This window comes from Yersinia aleksiciae (assembly GCF_001047675.1).
Classification (GTDB): Bacteria; Pseudomonadota; Gammaproteobacteria; order Enterobacterales; family Enterobacteriaceae; genus Yersinia; species Yersinia aleksiciae.
Genome location: NZ_CP011975.1, coordinates 526,783 through 546,612 on the forward strand (window position 1 = coordinate 526,783; position 19,830 = coordinate 546,612).

Consider the following 19,830-nt stretch of genomic DNA (forward strand, 5'->3'; position numbering starts at 1 on the left):
TATTTTTTAAAAGTAGAGAATCCGGACAACCGGGTCAGAAGCCGCGCCAGCTCTCGCTTGCCATCAGTTTTCTATGGCTAATGCACAAGGTTATCCACAGGAATGGTGGATAACTCATTCAACCCCATAGGGGCTGGGAGTTGGCGAAAAGCAAAGCTTCGCGATGAAATAGGGATTAATTAGCTTTTTTAGTGTTTTTTTTACATTTTTATTTCAACATATATTTCAATTAGTACTAACTACTCGACTTGCTAATTCCGAATTCTTCACTCTGTTATCCCCCTTTCTCCATGCCCCTCACTGGGCTGTTTTTTCTGCACCATTATCACCACCCGAGCACCGCTTAGGTGCAAAAAAACCTCGACTGGCGGCCCTCTCTCCCGCAGGTAGAGTCAGGTTCACACATTACCCTGCGTTAAAACCATTTACAGCCCGTTAACATACAAATTTTACCGCTGACCAGGGCAACTTGGCCCGAGAGTTGCTTTATATCTCTGTGAAATAGAGAGATAAGAGAGTAAATGACCTAAATCGGTGCAGCGCATCAATAGGCTGATAATTATCCGATAGATGGGGTATTGAGTGGTTAAAATAGCCTTTTATTTCATTTTTATACCGCTATTAGCCAAATTTACCTCAATTTACACTAACAACCACTCGCCATAAGTGTGGTGTTTTATGCTGTACTGCCGCTATCAAGTATGCAGATTTGCTGGTTAATCCTTCACTAGCCGTTACAGAACACCGGGTCACCTGTGAACTACTGAGATCGACTGAGGAGAAGCACTGATGCTGAGTTTAACCGCCGTAAATCAATACTATGGTCAGAATCATATCCTTTGGGATATCAATCTGGAGCTTCCTCGTGGCCAATGCACCTGTCTGATTGGGCGCAACGGTGTCGGGAAGACCACGTTAATTAATTGTATCATGGGCCATTTGCCGATTAAGAGCGGCACCATGACTTGGCAGCCCAACCATGAGCCGCCGCAAAACTTGCTACAGCAGCCCGTCGAGGGGCGCACGGCGCTGGGTATTGGTTATGTCCCACAAGGGCAGCAGATTTTTTCTCAATTGAGTGTTGAGGAGAATATGTTGATCGCCGTGTTAGCGGGTCGCCATAAGTCGCGCCATATTCCAGGCTGGGTGTTTGAGTTATTCCCCCAGTTGTACGACAAACGTCGCCAGCGCGGTGGCGAGCTGAACCGCAATCAACAGCAGCAGTTGGCTATTGCCAGAGCGCTAGTGGCGGAGCCGGAGCTGCTGATCCTCGACGAGCCGGGGAGCGGCACTTTACCGCCATTGAGTGAGGATATCGGCAATATCCTGCATCAACTCAGTCGTAGTCTGGGTCTGACAGTGCTCTTAGTTGAGCATCGATTGCCGCTGATTCAGCATGTAGCGGATCGATTTTGTCTGATGGCAGGCGGAAGGAATGTGGCGCAAGGGACCTTGGATCAGTTGGATGAAGATATGATTATTGAGCATTTGGCCAGTTGATGTGGCCCAGCACAGCTATCCATTCAGGTGGACTAAGGCCAATGGCAGCCAAAAAATATCGGGCTAATAGTGACTATTAGCCCTTTTCGTCAGGTTCACCTTAAGCTGTTAGTTTCTCTGCTGTGGGCAGTAAGTTCCAATCAAGGTAGCCGCCAAGATCACGGCGCTCAGTCACGGGATGCTGATTAAGGTCAGTCAGATGTGGGATAACACCCAATAACGGCGCATCAATCATCCGCGTCAATGTCGCCAGATACTCCCCTTGCCGTTCTCCGGCGGGAATGACTTCATTGGCGACCCAGCCAGCCAGCGTCAGACCCGCTTGGCGGATAGCCAACGCGGTCAGCAAGGCATGATTGATGCACCCCAGTTTGATCCCAACTACCATAATCACTGGCAATTGTTCCTGCTGCACCCAATCAGCAAAAGTCGCTTGCGGGGAGAGAGGGGTAAACCAGCCGCCAGCCCCTTCTACCAGTATCCAGTCAGCTAATGGCTCCAACTGCCGTAAACCTTGCGATAAAGCCGATAGATGAATCTCACACCCTTCATTTTCGCTAGCAATATGTGGCGAGGTGGCTTCTAACAGCGTCAGCGGGTTCACTTGGGCATAATCGAGCGCGACACTGCTGTTCGCCTGTAGCGCCAAAGCATCACTGTTCCGCAAGCCATTAGCCGTCATCTGGCTGCCGGAGGCGACCGGCTTATAGCCCGCAGTCCGATAGCCCTGCTGGGCTGCGGCTTGCAGTAAAGCACAACTGGCAACCGTCTTACCGATGTCGGTATCCGTGCCAGTGATAAACCAACGTTTAATCACGATAGATAACCCCATAAACTAAATGGTAACTCAGCGGGTAGTGACTCGCTTGCATGTTGTAAGCCCGTTGCAGTCCCAGCAGACGTTGACGACCACTCAAGCCAGCCTCGCGCCCCTGATGCAAATGCGTGGCCCCAATGCCTTGTAGTGAGCGCATAAGGGCTATCACATCTGGAAATTGTTGCTGGTATAACTGCGGTGTCAGTTGATAGCGGTAGCCCAGACAAGCAGCGTTAATCTGCTGAAATGGCAGGAAATCATTGACGTGGCGCTTGCCATCGACCTGCTGCCACGCCTGCCCCAACTCATCAAGCGAACCTTCCGCCAGTGTTGAGAAGAGGATAATGCCGCCGCGACGGGTAACACGATACAGCTGCGCCAATGCCACCGATAAATCTGCGCACCACTGCACCGCCAGATTACTGAAGCAGATATCAACTGACTGATCTGGCAGCGGAATATGCTCGATATCGGCCAGTAAATAGTCGTCAGCGGACTGCTGTTGCCGCGCGTGATCCAACATGCCAGCGGCAAGATCCAGTGCAATCACCTGCTTGCCAATTTCACGCCAGCGGCGGCTGAAATGGCCGGTGCCGCATCCTGCATCCAGCACCAAACCCCCAGTATGCTGATGGCCCAATGCCAAAAGGGTTTCCCCCGTTTTGCGCTGTAGATCGGCGGCGGTGTCATAGCTGCCCGCCGCCCGACTAAATGCAGCGGCAATCGCAGATTTATCAACAGATATTGACGGCAGATGTTCAGTGGCAAGCGCCATAAAGCACCTCCAGTAATCTGTCGATATCCTCCGGCTGATGCGCGGCACTGAGGGTTATGCGCAATCTGGCCCCGCCCGGTGGAACAGTGGGTGGGCGGATCGCCGTCACCCATAAACCCGCCGCGCGCAGTTGCTCCGCCAGTGCCAGCGTTTGCTGGTTATCCCCCACCAGTAGCGGCTGGATAGCAGTTTCTGAAGCCCCTAACGACAAAGGGAGATCTGCTGCACCGCGACGAAATTGCGCAATACGTTGCTGAAGCTGTTGGCGTAGATCATCACCTTGCTGAATGCGTAACAGTGCGGCTTGCAAAGCAACGGCCTGCGCGGGCGGCATCGCAGTGCTGTATATCAGGTGGCGGGCATATTGCAGCAGATATTCCGCCACTGGCTCCTGACACAATACTGCCGCGCCACTGAGGCCAAATGCCTTGCCAAAGGTCACCACCAGCAGCTCGGGTTTCACCCCTTGTAACTCGCAACTGCCGCGCCCTCCCTCGCCATGCACACCAATCCCATGCGCATCATCCACTATCAGCCAGCCCCCCGCGGCAGCGGTGTGTTGCTGCAAAGCGGCCAGCGGCGCGCAGTCACCGTCCATGCTAAAAACGCCTTCGGTGACCACCAAGGTTTGGCCGGAACAGGGTTTGCTCAGTAGGTTTTGCAGTGATTCCGGCTGATTATGCGCAAAGCGTCGCAATTGTGCTGGCGAGTGCGCAGCCGCCTCCAACAAAGAGGCATGGCTGAGTTTATCGGCCAATATGCGGTCATCCGCGTCGGTTAGCGCTGCCAACACCGCCTGATTCGCTGCATAGCCGGAGATAAACAGCAATGCGCGTGGGTAGCCAAGCCAATCGGCCAGTTGTTGCTCCAATCGAGCATGGGGCTGGCTGTAACCCGTCACATGGCCGGAACCGCCACTGCCAACACCGTAGCGCTGCGCGCCCTGCTGCCAGGCCGCAATCACGGCAGCATCTTGGCTGAGTCCCAGATAATCATTACCGGCGAAGTTGAGATATTGCCGTTCGCCCGACTGTAACCAGCGCCCATTAGCCCCCTCATTGACCTGACGGGTGCGGTAAGCGGCAGCATCGCGCCGCTGTTGCAGCCCACGCTCTATCTTGCTTTGCCAGCTCATTACACCGCCGCGTTATAAAATTGGACGCGATCTTCAGGTGATGAATCGCCGTGCAACAGTTGCTCGGTCAAGAGTTGCTGCTGTTCGCGATCTCCTTGCTCTGTGGCGGTCTGTTGTGGATTCAGCCCCAATTTGCGGAACAGTTGCAGATCGTTATCTTCTTCTGGATTGGGTGTGGTGAGCAATTTGCAGCCGTAGAAGATGGAGTTGGCCCCCGCCATAAAGCACATGGCCTGCGTCTGTTCGTTCATTTGCTCGCGGCCAGCAGAGAGGCGTACGTAAGATGTCGGCATCATGATGCGGGCAACCGCGATGGTGCGGATAAACTCAAACGCATCGACGTCAGCGTTATTTTCCAGCGGCGTGCCTTTCACTTTGACCAGCATATTGATCGGCACGCTTTCAGGGGGCTTGGGCAGATTCGCTAGCTGTACCAGCAGTCCGGCCCGGTCACGAACAGTTTCCCCCAGTCCAACAATGCCGCCGGAGCAGACTTTGATACCGGCGTCGCGCACTTCGCTGAGGGTATCCAGCCGTTCTTGATAGCTGCGGGTGGTGATGATGCTGCCGTAGAATTCCGGCGAGGTATCCAGATTGTGGTTGTAGTAATCCAACCCTGCATCCGCCAGACGGTGAGCTTGCTGCTTATCCAGCGTGCCGAGTGTCATGCAGGTTTCCATGCCCATCGCCTTGACGCCTTCGACCATTTGCTCCAGATAAGGCATGTCGCGCTCATGGGGATTTTTCCATGCCGCGCCCATGCAGAAGCGGGTTGACCCCGCCGCTTTGGCTTTTTTAGCGGACTCCAACACTTGCTCGACTTGCATCAGGCGCTCACTTTCCAGTCCGGTTTTGTAACGCGAGCTTTGCGGGCAATATTTGCAATCTTCTGGGCAAGCACCGGTTTTAATCGAGAGTAAGGTACTGACTTGCACTTGGCGGGGATCAAAATGCTGACGATGAATCTGCTGGGCTTCAAACAGTAAATCCAGCAGCGGTTTTTCAAACAGGGCCTGGGCTTGCCCGACTGTCCAGCGAATATAATTTGCCATTACGGCTTCTCCAAAGAAGAGAAAAAAGTGTCGTCAGTGTAAATAAACTCGATATACTGTCAACCATTCTTATGGCAAATTGGTTTACAACAGATCCTAATGACACCTTCTGACCTGGCTTTTGATCAGCGCCATATCTGGCATCCCTACACCTCAATGACCGACCCTTTGCCCTGTTATCCGGTAGTTGCCGCCGAGGGTGTTGAGTTACAGCTGGCAGACGGTCGGCGATTGATTGATGGCATGTCATCATGGTGGTCAGCCATTCATGGCTATAATCATCCGGCCCTGAATCAGGCGGCACATCAGCAGTTGGATAAGATGTCGCACGTGATGTTTGGTGGTATTACCCATCCCCCCGCAGTGGAGCTTTGTCAGCAGTTGGTCGCCATGACGCCCCCGGCGTTAGAGTGCGTTTTTTTAGCGGATTCGGGGTCAGTAGCGGTCGAGGTGGCACTGAAAATGGCATTGCAGTACTGGCAGGCCAAAGGGGAACGCCGCCAGCGGCTCCTGACTCTGCGCCATGGCTACCACGGCGATACTATCGGTGCGATGTCAGTCTGTGATCCTCAAAATTCAATGCACAGTTTGTATCAGGGCTATTTAGCCGAGAATCTGTTTGCCACTGCGCCACAATGCCGTTTCGATGAGGCGTGGGATCCTGAAGACATCACAGATTTCGCCACGATGATTGCCAAACACTCCGGTGAGATTGCGGCAGTGATTCTGGAGCCGATAGTGCAAGGTGCCGGCGGGATGCGTATTTATCACCCCGCTTATCTACGTGAGGTTCGGGCGCTGTGCGATCAGCATCAGATTTTGTTGATTGCCGATGAGATCGCCACCGGTTTTGGCCGCACAGGCAAGCTTTTTGCCTGTGAACACGCGCAGATCGTGCCAGATATTCTCTGTCTGGGTAAGGCACTGACCGGCGGTTATCTGACATTATCCGCCACACTGACCACCCGTCAGGTGGCCGAAACCATTAGTAATGGGGATGCTGGGTGCTTTATGCATGGGCCAACCTTTATGGCAAATCCCTTAGCTTGCGCGGTGGCTTCCGCCAGTCTAAAGCTGTTGGCGGAGAATCGCTGGCAACAGCAGGTTAGCGCGATAGAGATCCAATTGAAGCAGGCATTACTGCCGCTGGCAGAGCATCCCGCCGTGGCGGATGTGAGGGTGCTGGGGGCGATTGGCGTGGTGGAAATGAAGGAGTCGGTGAACGTCGCCCGCCTGCAACGGGGCTTTGTCGAACACGGCGTGTGGATTCGGCCCTTTGGTAAGCTTATCTACCTGATGCCGCCTTATATCATCTCGCCGGAGGCATTGACCCGACTCACAGATGCCGTGGCCAGTGCGGTAAATGTTATGAAAACGACCCTTTCGGGCCGTTGAGGCCATTGGCAAAGTGCCAGCGGCGGAGAGAACAGGTAGATCGAGTCATCAAGGTTAATGACAAACCCAAGATTAAGTCAGATTCGTGAAGGGGTGACGGCCCCTACGGAACATTTCCCCTTCAATCGACTTTCCCAACCGTCTAAATCAATGACGCGTGAGGCGTACCAATACTCACCCACATTGGGCCTTTCCCTACCGGATACCGATTCAGCGTCGTCAGTTCGCCGCTGTTCTGATCAATACGGTACACTTCGATATGATCAGATTTTTGACCGGACGCAATCAGGAAGTTGCCGCTGTGGTCAATATTAAAGCCGCGCGGTTGTGCTTCTGTCAGATGATGCCCGACCAGCGAAATTTTACGGCCATCTTCCGATAGGCTGAAAATACCCAATAGGCTGGCGGTGCGGTCGCTAATATACAAATGGCGACCGTTTGATGTGATATGGATATCCGCGGCCCAGCGGGTGCCCGTAAAGTCAGCAGGCATGGCATCCAGTGTCTGAATAAGCTGATATTCTTGCCCGTTATTGCTGATTTGATACACATCCACTGAGCTATTGAGTTCATTCACGCAGTAGGCAACGTGGTGATTCGGGTGGAAGGCCATGTGACGCGGCCCCGCACCAGCAGCCACCTGAATATCAGCCTGTGCGTGCGGTGTTAACTTGCCCTCTGCGCTGAAATCAAATAGCCGTACTTTGTCCTCTTTCAGGCAAGGTATCAGCAGGATTTGATTGGTCGGATCAATATTCGCTGAGTGTGGCGCAGGCAAATCATCCAATTGCTGAATAGGTGCCTGAACCACGCCATGCTCATCAATGGGACTGATGCTGACGCAGTTGAAGCTGTAAGAAGCAGAGAACAGGAAACGGCCTTGTAAATCAGTGCCGATATGGGTCGGGCTTCCGGGGAGTGGTGCCATGCCCGCAGCAGTCAGGGTGCCATCGTCAGCAATATTGTAGCTGACAATACCAAAATCAGGTCGCACCCCAACATACAAATGGCGCTGATTTGGGTTGATGACCATCGGCTGCACCTGGCCCGGGACATCCACCGTTTGCAGCAAGGTTAATGCACCAGCGGAATCTAATTGCCAGACATGGATCTGCTGACTGTCTGGGCTTGCCACGTAAACCACTTGCTTCATCTCTACTCCTTAGTCGGGCCTGTTGGGCAATCAAATATCGATTATTAATGCACAATTTTAGCCTAGCTTACCTGACTACGCTGACATAACAACAGTCAGACGTCGCGCTGCTTAAAACTTATCCCGCTTATTCTTAGCTGATTATGCTACCCACTCTCGGGCTTGGTTTAATCAAGTCGCCATCCGGTGTACCATCAGAAAATACTTTTCATACATATTATTTCTAGACTTGGGATTAGAGCTGCTATGACCTATCGCATAATTGCACTGGATCTGGATGGAACACTACTGGATCACAAAAAACGTATTCTGCCGGAATCCTTAGCGGCACTGGCTCAGGCCCGTGCGGAAGGCGTTAAAGTGGTGGTGGTGACTGGCCGTCATCATGTGGCTATTCATCCGTTTTATCAGGCGTTAGAGCTTGATACACCGGCCATTTGCTGCAACGGTACCTATATTTATGATTACCATGGCAAAAAAGTGCTGGATTCCAATCCATTGCAGCCTAAGCAGGCGGTTCAGGTATTGCAGTTGCTAGAGCAGACCAAAATTCACGGGCTGATGTATGTCGATGATGCGATGCTCTATCAGCAAACCAGCGGACACGTTACCCGCTCACTGAGTTGGGCTGAATCATTACCTGCCGACCAGCGCCCAACACTGCTTCACGTCGATAGCTTATTAGATGCCGCCCACAGCGCCACCGCCATCTGGAAATTCGCCACGTCCCACGCCGATACCGAGCAACTGAAAGCCTTTGCTACCATGGTTAAAGATGAAATGGGGCTGGCCTGTGAATGGTCATGGCATGATCAGGTGGATATCGCGCAGGCGGGCAACAGTAAAGGTATGCGCTTGCAGCAATGGGTTGAGTCTCAGGGCATGAGTATGAGCGACGTCGTGGCTTTCGGTGATAACTTTAATGATCTGAGTATGCTAGAGAGCGCCGGGCTGGGTGTGGCGATGGGGAACAGTGCGGATGCCATTAAGCAACGGGCTGATTTGGTTATCGCCGACAACGAACAACCGGGCATCGCCGCCGTGATTCGCCAGCATGTGCTGGCCTAATAGCTAAGTCGAGTAAACCGCCCCACATAGACATTCATTTAACATCCCAGCCAGCAGGCCGGGATGTTAGCGACAAACTCAGATCAATCTTCACGTGGCGTAATTTTGCCGTAATCCTGTTCGTTATTGCGGGTTAACCACAGTGATAGGGCTTTCAGGGAGTCGGGCGTGAACTCGTCGCAACGCGCGGTTATCTCTTCTGGTAGCATCCAACGGACTTCATCAATCTCTTCTGCCTGTAATGCGAATGGGCCATGAGATACGCAACTGAACAACGCGCCCCACACACGACAGCACTCTTCTTCAAAGTAGAACTGCCCATGCTCGGCAAAGGGAACCCCCGCAATACCTAACTCTTCTTCTGCTTCGCGCCGGGCAGATTCAAGGTAATTCTCGCCACTTTGCACTACACCACCAGCGGTCGCATCAAGCTTACCGGGATAGAAATCTTTGATCTCCGTGCGGCGTTGTACCAGAATTTTGCCCATTCCATCATGCACCACAATATAGGTCGCACGATGGCGTAGTCGTTGAGCTCTCATTTGTTGACGGCTAGATTGAGCAATAACCTCGTTTTGCTCATCAACAATATCAACCCACTCGATGACTGCTGCTGGATTTTGCTCCACCATCCTCTAAAACCTTCTATCTAGGCGCGATGAGACGCGCACAATTGTTAATCAAGAGATTACCCCTGTTCCTCTAGGCCGCACTCTGGTACGCGACACTCTGATTGGGAGGTAAATAACTGTTTATATTATTGTTTTTTCAATGCCAACTGGGCGATAGGTTCATCATTCTGTAGGGTCAGAACCTGTAAAACACCGCCGTCCAACATGCCATAGCTCGCCGGATAGCCCCCTTTAGGGATGCTGACGGAGCCGGGATTAAAGCAAATCACCTCATCCTGCCACTCTGCCTGCGGCAGATGAGTATGACCATAGACTAAGACATCCCCATTACGCAACGGAGGAAGTGCGCCGGGATGATAAAGGTGACCATGCGTCAAAAATAGACGGGTTTCTGGCATAATAATCTGCTGCCAACTGGCCATGATAGGGAACTGTAAAAGCATTTGATCGACTTCGCTGTCGCAGTTGCCGCGCACCGCAATGATCTTCTCTTTATGGGGATTTAGGCACTCCGCTACGGCTGCTGGTTGATACCCCTCCGGTAGCGCATTACGCGGGCCATGATTGAGTAAATCGCCCAACAGCACTAGCCATTGTGCATCGCTGCGGGCAAAAATCTCCAGCACCTTCTCAGTCGCTGGCAGTGAACCATGCAGATCAGAAGCAAACATTAACTTCATAACATCGTCTTCTCTGGTCATAATCTCAACAAGTCAGGCGACAAGTACTGCCGCAGCACTTATTGAGTGCTAAAAGAGGCACTATTCTATCACCCAATTCGTCAGATTAATCTGATAAAAACAGCTATCTCTCATTAGCGTGTTTTATCGCAAAAAATAGCGCTGACAGAATAAAATCATGCCAGCGCGATATGAAATAAAATCGAGGAAACCGTTATTACGCGTGTTGAGAGACCAACTCATCCAATGTCAGAGGGGGGAATAAATATCCCTGCATGGCGTCAATATTAGTGCCCTTAAGTTGTTCCGATTCATCCTGATTTTCGACGCCAACAACAATGACGCCAAGGCAATATTTTTTGATGTTATTGATCAAAATCGGGAAGGTATGCTTATTGTGCTGCCAGAAGAAATGCTTATCTATCTTCACATATTCAAAAATATTGGCTGTAACCGCATTTAAGGTAGAACCCCCGCTGCCTAAGTCATCCAACCATAACGGATACCGCTCAGCCAGTTCGCGTAACAATGGATTATTCATGCCATCGGATAAGTTGGAGAAAGTTTCCATTATCTCCAGCCGCAAAAAAGGCATTTCATCCAGCATCAGACGGGTTGAATCATCGCTAACAATCACGCTTGCCAGGTCAAAATCAATATTAATCGTTAACAGAACTTTGTTAGCAATAAACCAATCGCGATAGGCTTTCACCGCGCGTAATTGGTCCTGAAATAATTCAGTCTTTCCATCAACACCGAGCTCTCTAATAAACTGTTCGACATCAATGGATAAATCGACCGACTTAGCTGAAAATCGGCTTAATAGCTCGACAGCGAATAAGCTACCGTCTTGCTTATGTATGGGTTCGCATACGTAAGAACAATTAACTTCGATATTTAGCTTCATGCGCACCTGAAAAGTGTATAGGCAACAATGAGATCACAACTTGACCTCAGCCGGAGGATTTATAAGCCACCGCTAACTTTTATAAAATGCCCGACATTGATAAAACAGCCCATTTCGCAAGTGATAAGAGGCTGACTGAACTCTTCCATTCAAATGAATATGCTCACTCTAGCAGACATTTATCCATTCAGTATTTTAAAAGTCGTCTGGGTATGGCTTATACATATTTTTAACATTCAAAAACAACAAGGTAACAGGCAACCACGCCACGAGTGAACGGGGAGTACCTGAGCACCCAATATTGTATTAATCGGACAGAAGCACCGATTTGTTTAGCTATTATTTTTTTATTTTCTCAAACGATGCTGTTGGTTGGATTCTTTCTTTAGATTAATCTCAGGATGTGCTCAGCATCGTAGGAGAAGAGTCTGGGATCATCTATGCTGAAAGAGAAACAAGTCATAATGAGCATAACGACCTGATGGGTAAGTTCTATACCCTTGTTACTTGACGTTGTAGAGAGCTTCCCCTGTGGCTTCGAGTAAGAAGGGCATAAATGGAGATTGGCTATGCGTATTTTAATCACTGGAGCGACAGGACTCATCGGGCGCAGTCTGACCGCCTTCCTTTTGTCGCAAGCCCATCAAATAACCGCACTGACCCGTGATCCACAGCGGGCAAATCATGTGCTCGGTTCGCAAGTCACCTATTGGTCGACGCTAGATGATAAACATGACCTTAATGAGTTTGATGCAGTTATCAATCTCGCGGGCGAACCCATTGCTGAAAAACGGTGGACCGCACAGCAAAAAGAGATTCTTTGCCAAAGCCGCTGGCAAATAACCGAAAAACTGACCACTTTAATCAAGGCCAGTAGTGCGCCACCGACGGTATTTATTTCAGGGTCTGCGGTGGGATTTTATGGTGACCAAGGGCAAGCATTGGTCACTGAAGAAGAGACGCCACACGATGAGTTTACTCATCAGTTGTGTGAACGCTGGGAGAGTCTGGCTCGCGCCGCACAGAGCAACCACACCCGTGTATGCTTACTGCGCACTGGCATCGTGTTAGCCCCTCATGGTGGTGCGTTAGCTAAAATGGTGCCACTGCTGCGCCTGGGGTTGGGTGGGCCCATCGGCGATGGCCGCCAATATCTACCTTGGATACATATTGATGATATGGTTCATGGCATCTATTTCTTACTGACGACTGATGGCCTGAACGGCCTTTTCAATATGGTCTCCCCCTATCCGGTGCATAACGAACAATTTATTGCCACGCTGGCAGAGGTATTGGATCGGCCGGCAGTCATTCGCACCCCAGCGGCAGCAATGCGTCTATTATTGGGAGAATCTGCGGCATTAGTGCTCGGTGGGCAACGAGCCGTACCGAAACGACTGGAAGAAGCGGGTTTTGGTTTTCGTTATTTCGAACTGGAAGAAGCACTGCGCAATGTATTGAAAAAGCCATCCGCATAGGTGCAGCGAGCTAGATTGTAGTGAGATAGATCCTAGTGGAATGGAATGCAGCGGGATAGATTGATCCCTATCCCGCTGCTTCATTCATTATTTCAGCGCACCAGAAAGGAACTGCTGCAAACGGGTGCTCTTAGGGTTACCAAAAAGCTCAGCTGGTGGGCCTTCTTCTTCAATGACCCCTTTATGTAGGAAGATGACATGGCTGGAAACATGGCGGGCGAACTCCATTTCGTGCGTCACCACCACCATGGTTTTCCCCTCTTCTGCCAGTTTTTGCATAATACGCAACACTTCGCCGACCAGTTCAGGGTCTAGCGCCGAAGTCGGTTCATCAAACAGTAAGACGTCCGGCTCCATTGCCAATGCCCGTGCAATAGAAACACGTTGTTGCTGACCACCAGAAAGATGGACCGGATATTTCGCCCGCGCCCGCTCATCAATCCCGACTTTATCCAAATAACGGATAGCCCGCTCTTTCGCCACCGCTTTACTCAGCCCTAAGACTTGAATCGGTGCTTCCATTACGTTTTCCAGCACCGTCATATGGCTCCATAAATTAAAATGCTGGAATACCATCGTTAGCCGGGTGCGTAATAATTGCAGCTCTTTTTTATCAAAGACTTTTAATTGCCCATCTTTATCCCGTACTAAGCGGATATTTTGATTATTTACGCTGATCGTGCCTTCGCTGGGTTTTTCCAGAAAGTTGATGCAGCGTAAAAAAGTGCTTTTCCCCGAACCGGAGGAGCCAATAATAGAAATCACATCCCCCGCTTTGGCTGAGAGGGAAACGCCTTTTAAAACTTCGTGTTCACCATAATGCTTATGCAACTCTGTCACGGACAGTTTGGTTTCAGCTATTTTAGTTTCTGATGTGTCAGTCATAGTTTCTAATGTGTCCATCATGGTTTCTCCGTACTTAATGCGATGCCTGCGGTTTTATATGAGCCAGCCAACGTTTCTCTGCCTGGCGGAACAGGCTAATTAGCGTAAAGGAGATAATCAGATAAAGTACGGCAGCAATACCAAAAGCATAAAACGGCTGATAAGTCGCGGCGTTAATATCACGCGCTATTTTCAGTATATCCGGCACTGTGGCAGTAAAAGCCAGTGCCGTAGAGTGCAGCATCAAAATCACTTCATTACTGTAGGCCGGTAAGGCAATACGCAATGCTGAAGGTAAAATAATACAGCGATACATTTTAAAGCGCGAGAAACCATAAGCTCTGGCCGCTTCAATTTCACCGTGTGGCACTGAACGAATGGCTCCGGCAAAAATCTCGGTCGTATAAGCACAGGTATTTAGCGTCAGGGCTAAAATAGTACAATTCAATCCGCTGCGGAAGAATGCATTAAGCAGATCATTGCCTCGGACAATCTCTAGACTATACATGCCAGAATAGAATACCAATAATTGGACATATAATGGCGTGCCACGAAAGATATAGGTGAAAATCCAGACAGGTAAACGGATCCAGCGCCGTTCAGCCACACGAGCAACCGCCAAAGGAATAGCCAGCAACCCACCCATGACGACCGAGGAAATGAGTAACCACAACGTGACGGCCATTCCGGTAAACCGATAGCCATCACTCCAGAGCAGTGCTTGCCAATACTGATGCAGGATTTCAATCATAGCTCAGCCCTCTTCACCCCATGGGAATAGCGCCGTTCTAGCCACAGCAATACACCATTTGATAGCGTGGTGAAGATCAGATAAACCGCCCCTGCCACCAGAGCAAAGAAGAAGGGTTGATAAGTGCCCTTTCCCGCCAACTGTGTCGCTTTAACCACATCATTTAATCCCAAAATAGAGACCAATGCTGTCGCCTTCAGAATAACTTGCCAGTTATTGCCAATACCCGGCAGCGCATAGCGCATCATCGCCGGAAACATAATTCGTCGAAAAATCTGGCTAGGGGTGAAACCAAATGCAGTGGCCGCTTCAATTTGGCCGGCAGGAACCGCCATATAAGCACCACGGAAGGTTTCAGTGAAATAAGCACCATAGATAAAGCCCAGGGTAATAATCCCGGCGGAGAGAGGGTCAATATTAATTTGTGCAAAACCGAGCGATTCAGTAATGCTATTTAGGGTTATCTGCAAACCGTAGAAGATCAGCAGCATTAAAACTAAATCCGGTACACCGCGAATAAGCGTGGTGTAGCACTCAAATAAGCCAGATAACAGCCGATTTGAGGATAACTTTCCACCGGCACCCATCAGGCCGATAATCACTGACAGCAGCACCGAACACAATGCTAACTCCAGCGTCACCAGCGCACCCTCAAATATCAGTTTCGAATATCCATCCAGCATCTGGGTTATCCTGTTTTACTGAGTAAGGAGTCTGGTAAATGACTATTATTAATTACCCTATAGTGGCCCCTGCCGAGATCGACAGAGGCCATAACGGCAAAAGGATTAACCGCCGTAAACATCAAAATCGAAATATTTTTTCGCGAGTTTGTCGTAAGTGCCATCTTTGCGCATTTCTGCAAAGGCTTTATCCAAGGCAGCTTTCAGTTCTGCATCATCTTTACGCAAGCCCATACCGGTACCTACGCCAAAGAATTGATCATTTTTAACTGACGGCCCAGCAAATGCGTAACCTTTACCGATCTCTTGCTTCAGGAAACCTTCACTGCCCGCCACTTCATCCTGGAAAGCCGCATCAATGCGACCGGAAGCCAGGTCAGCGTAGATCAAGTCCTGATTTTGATAGGCAACAACATCGATGCCTTTTGGCTGCCACTCAGCATTGGCGAATGCTTCCTGAGTAGACCCTTGCAACACCCCAACACGTTTGCCCTTCAAAGCCACCAATGTCGGTTCGATTTTGCTGTCTTTCGGCGCGATTAAACGGGCATTGGCCGCATAGAGCTTCTCGGTGAAAGCAATCTCTTTTTGGCGTTTTTCAGTAATGGAGAGTGAAGAGATAATGGCATCGATTTTTTTAGCTTTGAGTGATGGGATTAATGCATCGAAGTCACTTTCAACAAAAGTACATTTGGTATCAATGCGTTTACATAGCTCTTTTGCTATATCGATATCAAAACCGACCAGTTCACCACTGGCATTTTTAGATTCGAAAGGTTCATAAGTGGGATCAGTACCAATCTTGACATCTTTAGGAATCGCTGCAAAAGCACTGCTAGCGGCAGCCAATGCTAAGACTAAAGGAAGAACCAAAATCTTCTTATTCATACATTACCCTCAAATTGATTTTTGATGCCATAAAGCGCGTTAGATTTCTGTACAACCCAGAGCTTTCATAAGTTAATCGCTTTCATAAATCAATTTGCAGTAATCGTGCCAGTAATCATCTGGAGGGAAAGCAAATTCCATCACGGCTTTCTTAGCACGACCACGACTAAATCAAGGCATCAGGTCATGAACAGAAATCAAATACGCAATTCATGCCACAACACGTATCGTGCAACAGCATCATTGTGGTGCATAATTCGCCCTATTTCAGTGCGATGTTGCACAAATGTATCAATTAAGTGAGAAATGTTAACTAGCACCTTGCCAGCGAACAAAAAGATCTTCGGGCAACTCAATATCAAATTGATCGATAACCCGATTAACGGTTTGATCAACAATATCCTGAATAGTTTGCGGGCGATGATAAAACGCCGGCATGGGGGGCATAATAGTCGCCCCTAACTCAGCAGCCTGCACCATCAACCGCAAATGGCCTAAATGTAATGGGGTTTCGCGAACACACAGCAACAATGGGCGGCGTTCTTTCAACACCACATCGGCAGCACGGGTCAGTAATCCATCAGTGTAGCTAAGGACAATGCCAGATAATGTTTTGATTGAGCAGGGTAAAATAACCATACCCATGGTCTTGAATGACCCTGATGAGATGCTAGCCGCAATATCACGTGAATCATGCACCACATCCGCCAGTGCCTGTACATCTTTAAGACTGAACTCGGTTTCAAGCGCCAACGTCTGACGCGCAGCATTGCTGATAATCAAATGCGTTTCCACGCCCTCGACATGTTGTAGCACCTGTAATAGCCGCACGCCATAAATGGCTCCGCTGGCACCACTGATGCCGATAATAAGTCGTTTCATGGAAAGTTGCCTCACACTGACGTGATATCTTCTAAGTTAAACATAACATAAATAAGCAGGGACAAACTTTGCCGTATCAGGCGCGGATTAGCAAGTCATGCTCTTGGCATCCTAAAGTAAAAAAGGTGCACCACGCCAAACGCGAGTTGCACCTTTTTGATTCATCTTTATCTATCACTAACCAAGAGGCCGAAGATGATTAACCTTCGTTATGCATCTCAAGATTTTCCGCTTCGTTATGATTACGTAATGCCTGCGCATCATCGTTACGTAACGACTCCAGATACTCCAAATAGCTCTGATCCACATCTTTGGTGACGTAAACGCCATTGAAGACGGAACACTCAAACTGAGTGATATCTGGGTTATCTTCGCGTACAGCTTCGATAAGGTCGGGAAGATCCTGGAAAATCAGTGCATCGGCACCAATCAACTGGCGAATCTCGTCCACTTCACGGCCATGGGCAATCAACTCATTGGCGCTTGGCATATCGATACCGTACACATTCGGGAAACGGATTTCAGGGGCGGCAGAAGCGAAGTAGACTTTCTTCGCCCCCGCTTCACGCGCCATCTCGACGATCTGTTCTGATGTCGTACCACGGACGATAGAGTCATCCACCAATAACACGTTCTTATCGCGGAACTCTGCACGGTTGGCATTCAGTTTGCGGCGCACTGATTTGCGACGCTCCTGCTGGCCTGGCATGATGAAGGTGCGGCCGACATAGCGGTTTTTCACAAACCCCTGACGATACGGTTTATCCAGAATACGAGCAATTTCCAACGCGATATCGCAGGAGGTTTCTGGGATAGGGATAACCACATCGATATCCAGATCTTCCCACTGTTTGGCAATTTTTGCGCCCAACTTCTGCCCCATGCGCACCCGCGCACTGTAAACAGAAATTTTGTCCATAAAGGAGTCTGGGCGGGCAAAATAGACATACTCAAACAAGCACGGGTTATATTTTGGATTTTCAGCACACTGGCGTGTGAACAACTGACCCTTTTCGGTGATATACACCGCTTCGCCCGGCGCAACATCACGCAGGAATTCAAAGCCAAGGGTATCGAGTGCCACACTTTCAGAAGCGACCATGTACTCATTACGGCCATCAACCAAGGTGCGTTTGCCAATCACCAGCGGACGGATACCGTTAGGATCACGGAAGGCGACCATGCCATGGCCGATAATCATCGCGACGCAAGCATAGGCACCACGGATCAGCTGATGCGTTGCGGCAACAGCGGCAAAAATGTTGTCAGACTCCAACGGATAATGTTGGAAACGGTCCAATTCACTGGCAAAAATATTCAGCAGAATTTCTGAGTCAGACGTGGTGTTCACATGACGGCGAGAGACTTCGAATAATTTCTTTCTCAGCTGGTGAGCGTTAGTCAGATTACCGTTATGAGCCAAGGTGATGCCAAACGGTGAGTTAACGTAGAAGGGCTGAGCCTCGGAAGCACTGGAGCTACCTGCTGTCGGGTAACGAACATGGCCAATACCCATATTCCCCTGTAAGCGCAGCATATGCCGGGTTTCAAATACATCCTTCACCAAGCCGTTTGCTTTACGCAGCCGGAACCCATTATGGGCATCAATGGTAACGATGCCCGCAGCATCCTGGCCTCGGTGCTGAAGCACCGTCAGCGCATCATAAATCGACTGGTTTACCGGTGCAAAACCGGCGATACCGACAATACCGCACATGTTGTCTTTTCCTCATAAGCCGCTCCGAATCGGTAATTGATTCGGTAAGAAACTCGACGTGCTCTGCAGGTAGTCAAAGAACCACCTGATGATATAACTGAACTGCGGGATCAATTGTGACTGTTTCCAGTCTTCACTTTGTGAGAAGCCGGTAAATGTATCCAGAAAGAACAACATGGCTGAGACAATTAGAACGCCTCGCAGCGCCCCAAAACAGATGCCCAATACCCTGTCTGTTCCTGATAACCCGGTACGTTCAACCAGTGAACCAATCACATAGTTAACAATAGCCCCGACGATCAATGTCGCGATGAACAAAATGCCGATGGCGATGCCGTTACGTACTACTTCATCCTCAAAACGGGTGAAATAGACAGCAAGGTAAGTGTAAAAATGGCTGGCGACAAAAAACGCACATCCCCATGTTACAAGTGACAATGCTTCACGGACAAACCCCCGGATTAAGCTGACTAATGCAGAAAATCCGATAATCCCTATTATGACGTAATCAATCCAGACCATGACTATTCCAATGACGAAATCGCCGCTGCATCCTGTTCGCGGCGAATTCTAACAGAAAAAGAAAACGTTTGCGTAGGGGTTTCTGACCCTACGACAAATTAAAGTGCGACGATTTTAAAAACAACAATCGTCGCACAAACTTAGCTCACAAACCCCGTGCGCTCTGACATCTTACCGCACAGCCAAAACCTTAACGCCCAGTACTATAGGGCTTGACCTGCCCATTTAGGCCGCTTAATGAATTAAGCTCCGGCAAGGCGGATTGCAGTTTTTGTTTTGACGCATCCGGCCCAACAAACACTCGAGTTATCTGGCCCTGTACCGGAGTCGCAGGCACCGTAAATGCCCGATGACCTGACAGACGCAATGTGGCGACAACTTCATTCACTTTCGCGGCGTTTTTGAGCGCGCCCAACTGAACGACATAAGCCTGCCCTACCGGTGCTTTTTCTTCCGGGGTCGGTTTACTCTCTGGTTTTATTTCTGGCTTAACCTCAGGTTTAGGTTTCACTTCCTGCGGTTTTTTCTCTATCGGCGTCGGTTTGATTTCGACCGGTTTTTTCTCAACAGGTTTCACCTCCACCGGTTTAGTTTGCATCGGTGGCGGTGTCACTATGGTTGGTTCAGATGGCAGGTTACCGGCATCATTAGCAGCTTGAGAGGCGGAATCATCTTTAGGGACTTCCACAGCTTGCGCCGCACCTTCCGGTGGCGCGATAGGCAAAGGCTGACTGACTGGAGGAACCGCGTCAATCTCCTGGCTATCACCGGGTTTTGGCACTAATGGGATAGCAGCAAACTCATCCTCATAGTGCTTCTTTTTACCATCCAGCAGCCCCGGCAGCAAAATCACGCCCAACGCCACCAGAATTATGGTCCCAACTAAACGGTTCTGGAACTTACTTGCCAC

20 protein-coding genes are annotated in these 19,830 nt (G+C 49.8%); 4 read left to right on the top strand and 16 right to left on the bottom strand.

What is annotated here, in order from left to right:
• Positions 1–789: 789 nt before the first annotated feature.
• Positions 790–1,500 carry a branched-chain amino acid ABC transporter ATP-binding protein gene (locus ACZ76_RS02540; RefSeq protein ID WP_048616521.1) on the top strand — a complete coding sequence of 237 codons (711 nt, stop codon included), beginning with the start codon at positions 790–792 and terminating at the stop codon, positions 1,498–1,500.
• Positions 1,501–1,600: 100 nt separating this feature from the next.
• Here ACZ76_RS02540 and bioD read toward each other — a convergent pair whose 3' ends face one another.
• The 4 genes from bioD to bioB are packed head-to-tail and all read right to left on the bottom strand — an operon-like array spanning position 1,601 to position 5,279.
• Positions 1,601–2,317, bottom strand: coding sequence for a dethiobiotin synthase (gene bioD / locus ACZ76_RS02545; protein WP_048616523.1), 717 nt, complete (start codon positions 2,315–2,317; stop codon positions 1,601–1,603).
• Positions 2,310–3,092: a malonyl-ACP O-methyltransferase BioC gene (gene bioC, locus ACZ76_RS02550; RefSeq protein ID WP_048616525.1), complete on the bottom strand. Its 783-nt coding sequence runs from the start codon at positions 3,090–3,092 to the stop codon at positions 2,310–2,312. The genes bioD and bioC overlap by 8 nt, the downstream gene beginning before the upstream one ends.
• Positions 3,076–4,227 (bottom strand): 8-amino-7-oxononanoate synthase, encoded by a 1,152-nt coding sequence (gene bioF, locus ACZ76_RS02555; RefSeq protein WP_048616527.1) that lies wholly within the window; start codon positions 4,225–4,227, stop codon positions 3,076–3,078. Before bioF ends, bioC begins: the two co-directional genes overlap by 17 nt.
• Complete coding sequence (gene bioB / locus ACZ76_RS02560) at positions 4,227–5,279, bottom strand: biotin synthase BioB (protein ID WP_048616529.1); 1,053 nt, start codon at positions 5,277–5,279, stop codon at positions 4,227–4,229. Before bioB ends, bioF begins: the two co-directional genes overlap by 1 nt.
• A gap of 99 nt (positions 5,280–5,378) precedes the next feature.
• Between bioB and bioA the strand changes: the two genes are divergently transcribed.
• Positions 5,379–6,674, top strand: a complete 1,296-nt coding sequence (gene bioA, locus ACZ76_RS02565) for an adenosylmethionine--8-amino-7-oxononanoate transaminase (RefSeq protein ID WP_048616531.1) — start codon at positions 5,379–5,381, stop codon at positions 6,672–6,674.
• Positions 6,675–6,816: 142 nt separating this feature from the next.
• On the opposite strand, the gene pgl is transcribed toward bioA, so the two are convergent.
• Positions 6,817–7,827 carry a 6-phosphogluconolactonase gene (gene pgl / locus ACZ76_RS02570; protein ID WP_048616533.1) on the bottom strand — a complete coding sequence of 337 codons (1,011 nt, stop codon included), beginning with the start codon at positions 7,825–7,827 and terminating at the stop codon, positions 6,817–6,819.
• Positions 7,828–8,073: 246 nt separating this feature from the next.
• On the opposite strand from pgl, the gene ACZ76_RS02575 reads away from it, so the two are divergent.
• A complete protein-coding gene (locus ACZ76_RS02575; protein WP_048616535.1) occupies positions 8,074–8,895 on the top strand; it encodes a pyridoxal phosphatase in 822 nt (273 codons plus the stop codon).
• Positions 8,896–8,978: 83 nt separating this feature from the next.
• Here ACZ76_RS02575 and yfcD read toward each other — a convergent pair whose 3' ends face one another.
• From yfcD to ACZ76_RS02590, 3 genes are all read right to left on the bottom strand, one after another.
• The gene (yfcD, locus tag ACZ76_RS02580) at positions 8,979–9,527 is read right to left on the bottom strand and encodes an NUDIX hydrolase YfcD (RefSeq protein ID WP_048616537.1); all 549 of its coding nucleotides are present in this window, start codon (positions 9,525–9,527) and stop codon (positions 8,979–8,981) included.
• Positions 9,528–9,652: 125 nt separating this feature from the next.
• Positions 9,653–10,207 carry a phosphodiesterase gene (gene yfcE / locus ACZ76_RS02585; protein ID WP_048616538.1) on the bottom strand — a complete coding sequence of 185 codons (555 nt, stop codon included), beginning with the start codon at positions 10,205–10,207 and terminating at the stop codon, positions 9,653–9,655.
• A 217-nt stretch (positions 10,208–10,424) separates the two neighbouring features.
• Positions 10,425–11,114 carry an EAL domain-containing protein gene (locus ACZ76_RS02590; protein WP_048616540.1) on the bottom strand — a complete coding sequence of 230 codons (690 nt, stop codon included), beginning with the start codon at positions 11,112–11,114 and terminating at the stop codon, positions 10,425–10,427.
• Between the two features lie 569 nt (positions 11,115–11,683).
• Here ACZ76_RS02590 and ACZ76_RS02595 point away from each other — a divergent pair.
• Positions 11,684–12,592 (top strand): TIGR01777 family oxidoreductase, encoded by a 909-nt coding sequence (locus tag ACZ76_RS02595; RefSeq protein ID WP_048616542.1) that lies wholly within the window; start codon positions 11,684–11,686, stop codon positions 12,590–12,592.
• 87 nt (positions 12,593–12,679) lie between these two features.
• Here ACZ76_RS02595 and hisP read toward each other — a convergent pair whose 3' ends face one another.
• The 8 genes from hisP to dedD form a co-directional block, all read right to left on the bottom strand.
• Positions 12,680–13,477, bottom strand: a complete 798-nt coding sequence (gene hisP, locus ACZ76_RS02600) for a histidine ABC transporter ATP-binding protein HisP (RefSeq protein WP_053082186.1) — start codon at positions 13,475–13,477, stop codon at positions 12,680–12,682.
• A 34-nt stretch (positions 13,478–13,511) separates the two neighbouring features.
• Entirely contained in the window at positions 13,512–14,228 is a 717-nt protein-coding gene (locus ACZ76_RS02605) for an ABC transporter permease (RefSeq protein WP_005171793.1), read from the bottom strand.
• Positions 14,225–14,911, bottom strand: coding sequence for a histidine ABC transporter permease HisQ (locus ACZ76_RS02610; protein ID WP_048616546.1), 687 nt, complete (start codon positions 14,909–14,911; stop codon positions 14,225–14,227). Before ACZ76_RS02610 ends, ACZ76_RS02605 begins: the two co-directional genes overlap by 4 nt.
• 105 nt (positions 14,912–15,016) lie before the next feature.
• Positions 15,017–15,799: a histidine ABC transporter substrate-binding protein HisJ gene (hisJ, locus tag ACZ76_RS02615; RefSeq protein WP_048616548.1), complete on the bottom strand. Its 783-nt coding sequence runs from the start codon at positions 15,797–15,799 to the stop codon at positions 15,017–15,019.
• A gap of 309 nt (positions 15,800–16,108) precedes the next feature.
• Positions 16,109–16,681, bottom strand: a complete 573-nt coding sequence (locus ACZ76_RS02620; protein WP_048616550.1) for a UbiX family flavin prenyltransferase — start codon at positions 16,679–16,681, stop codon at positions 16,109–16,111.
• A 199-nt stretch (positions 16,682–16,880) separates the two neighbouring features.
• Positions 16,881–18,398, bottom strand: coding sequence for an amidophosphoribosyltransferase (purF, locus tag ACZ76_RS02625; RefSeq protein WP_048616552.1), 1,518 nt, complete (start codon positions 18,396–18,398; stop codon positions 16,881–16,883).
• A gap of 12 nt (positions 18,399–18,410) precedes the next feature.
• Positions 18,411–18,920 carry a colicin V production protein gene (cvpA, locus tag ACZ76_RS02630; RefSeq protein WP_048616554.1) on the bottom strand — a complete coding sequence of 170 codons (510 nt, stop codon included), beginning with the start codon at positions 18,918–18,920 and terminating at the stop codon, positions 18,411–18,413.
• Positions 18,921–19,110: 190 nt separating this feature from the next.
• On the bottom strand, positions 19,111–19,830 hold the full coding sequence (gene dedD / locus ACZ76_RS02635) for a cell division protein DedD (protein ID WP_048620163.1): 720 nt from the start codon (positions 19,828–19,830) through the stop codon (positions 19,111–19,113).

Bases quoted from the DNA above. Each gene is read 5' to 3' on its own strand.
- ACZ76_RS02540 (WP_048616521.1), top strand. From the start codon at position 790: ATGCTGAGTTTAACCGCCGTAAATCAATACTATGGTCAGAATCATATC.
- bioC (WP_048616525.1), bottom strand. From the start codon at position 3,092: ATGGCGCTTGCCACTGAACATCTGCCGTCAATATCTGTTGATAAATCT.
- bioF (WP_048616527.1), bottom strand. From the start codon at position 4,227: ATGAGCTGGCAAAGCAAGATAGAGCGTGGGCTGCAACAGCGGCGCGAT.
- bioB (WP_048616529.1), bottom strand. From the start codon at position 5,279: ATGGCAAATTATATTCGCTGGACAGTCGGGCAAGCCCAGGCCCTGTTT.
- bioA (WP_048616531.1), top strand. From the start codon at position 5,379: ATGACACCTTCTGACCTGGCTTTTGATCAGCGCCATATCTGGCATCCC.
- pgl (WP_048616533.1), bottom strand. From the start codon at position 7,827: ATGAAGCAAGTGGTTTACGTGGCAAGCCCAGACAGTCAGCAGATCCAT.
- ACZ76_RS02575 (WP_048616535.1), top strand. From the start codon at position 8,074: ATGACCTATCGCATAATTGCACTGGATCTGGATGGAACACTACTGGAT.
- yfcD (WP_048616537.1), bottom strand. From the start codon at position 9,527: ATGGTGGAGCAAAATCCAGCAGCAGTCATCGAGTGGGTTGATATTGTT.
- yfcE (WP_048616538.1), bottom strand. From the start codon at position 10,207: ATGAAGTTAATGTTTGCTTCTGATCTGCATGGTTCACTGCCAGCGACT.
- ACZ76_RS02590 (WP_048616540.1), bottom strand. From the start codon at position 11,114: ATGAAGCTAAATATCGAAGTTAATTGTTCTTACGTATGCGAACCCATA.
- ACZ76_RS02595 (WP_048616542.1), top strand. From the start codon at position 11,684: ATGCGTATTTTAATCACTGGAGCGACAGGACTCATCGGGCGCAGTCTG.
- hisP (WP_053082186.1), bottom strand. From the start codon at position 13,477: ATGACTGACACATCAGAAACTAAAATAGCTGAAACCAAACTGTCCGTG.
- ACZ76_RS02605 (WP_005171793.1), bottom strand. From the start codon at position 14,228: ATGATTGAAATCCTGCATCAGTATTGGCAAGCACTGCTCTGGAGTGAT.
- ACZ76_RS02610 (WP_048616546.1), bottom strand. From the start codon at position 14,911: ATGCTGGATGGATATTCGAAACTGATATTTGAGGGTGCGCTGGTGACG.
- hisJ (WP_048616548.1), bottom strand. From the start codon at position 15,799: ATGAATAAGAAGATTTTGGTTCTTCCTTTAGTCTTAGCATTGGCTGCC.
- ACZ76_RS02620 (WP_048616550.1), bottom strand. From the start codon at position 16,681: ATGAAACGACTTATTATCGGCATCAGTGGTGCCAGCGGAGCCATTTAT.
- purF (WP_048616552.1), bottom strand. From the start codon at position 18,398: ATGTGCGGTATTGTCGGTATCGCCGGTTTTGCACCGGTAAACCAGTCG.
- cvpA (WP_048616554.1), bottom strand. From the start codon at position 18,920: ATGGTCTGGATTGATTACGTCATAATAGGGATTATCGGATTTTCTGCA.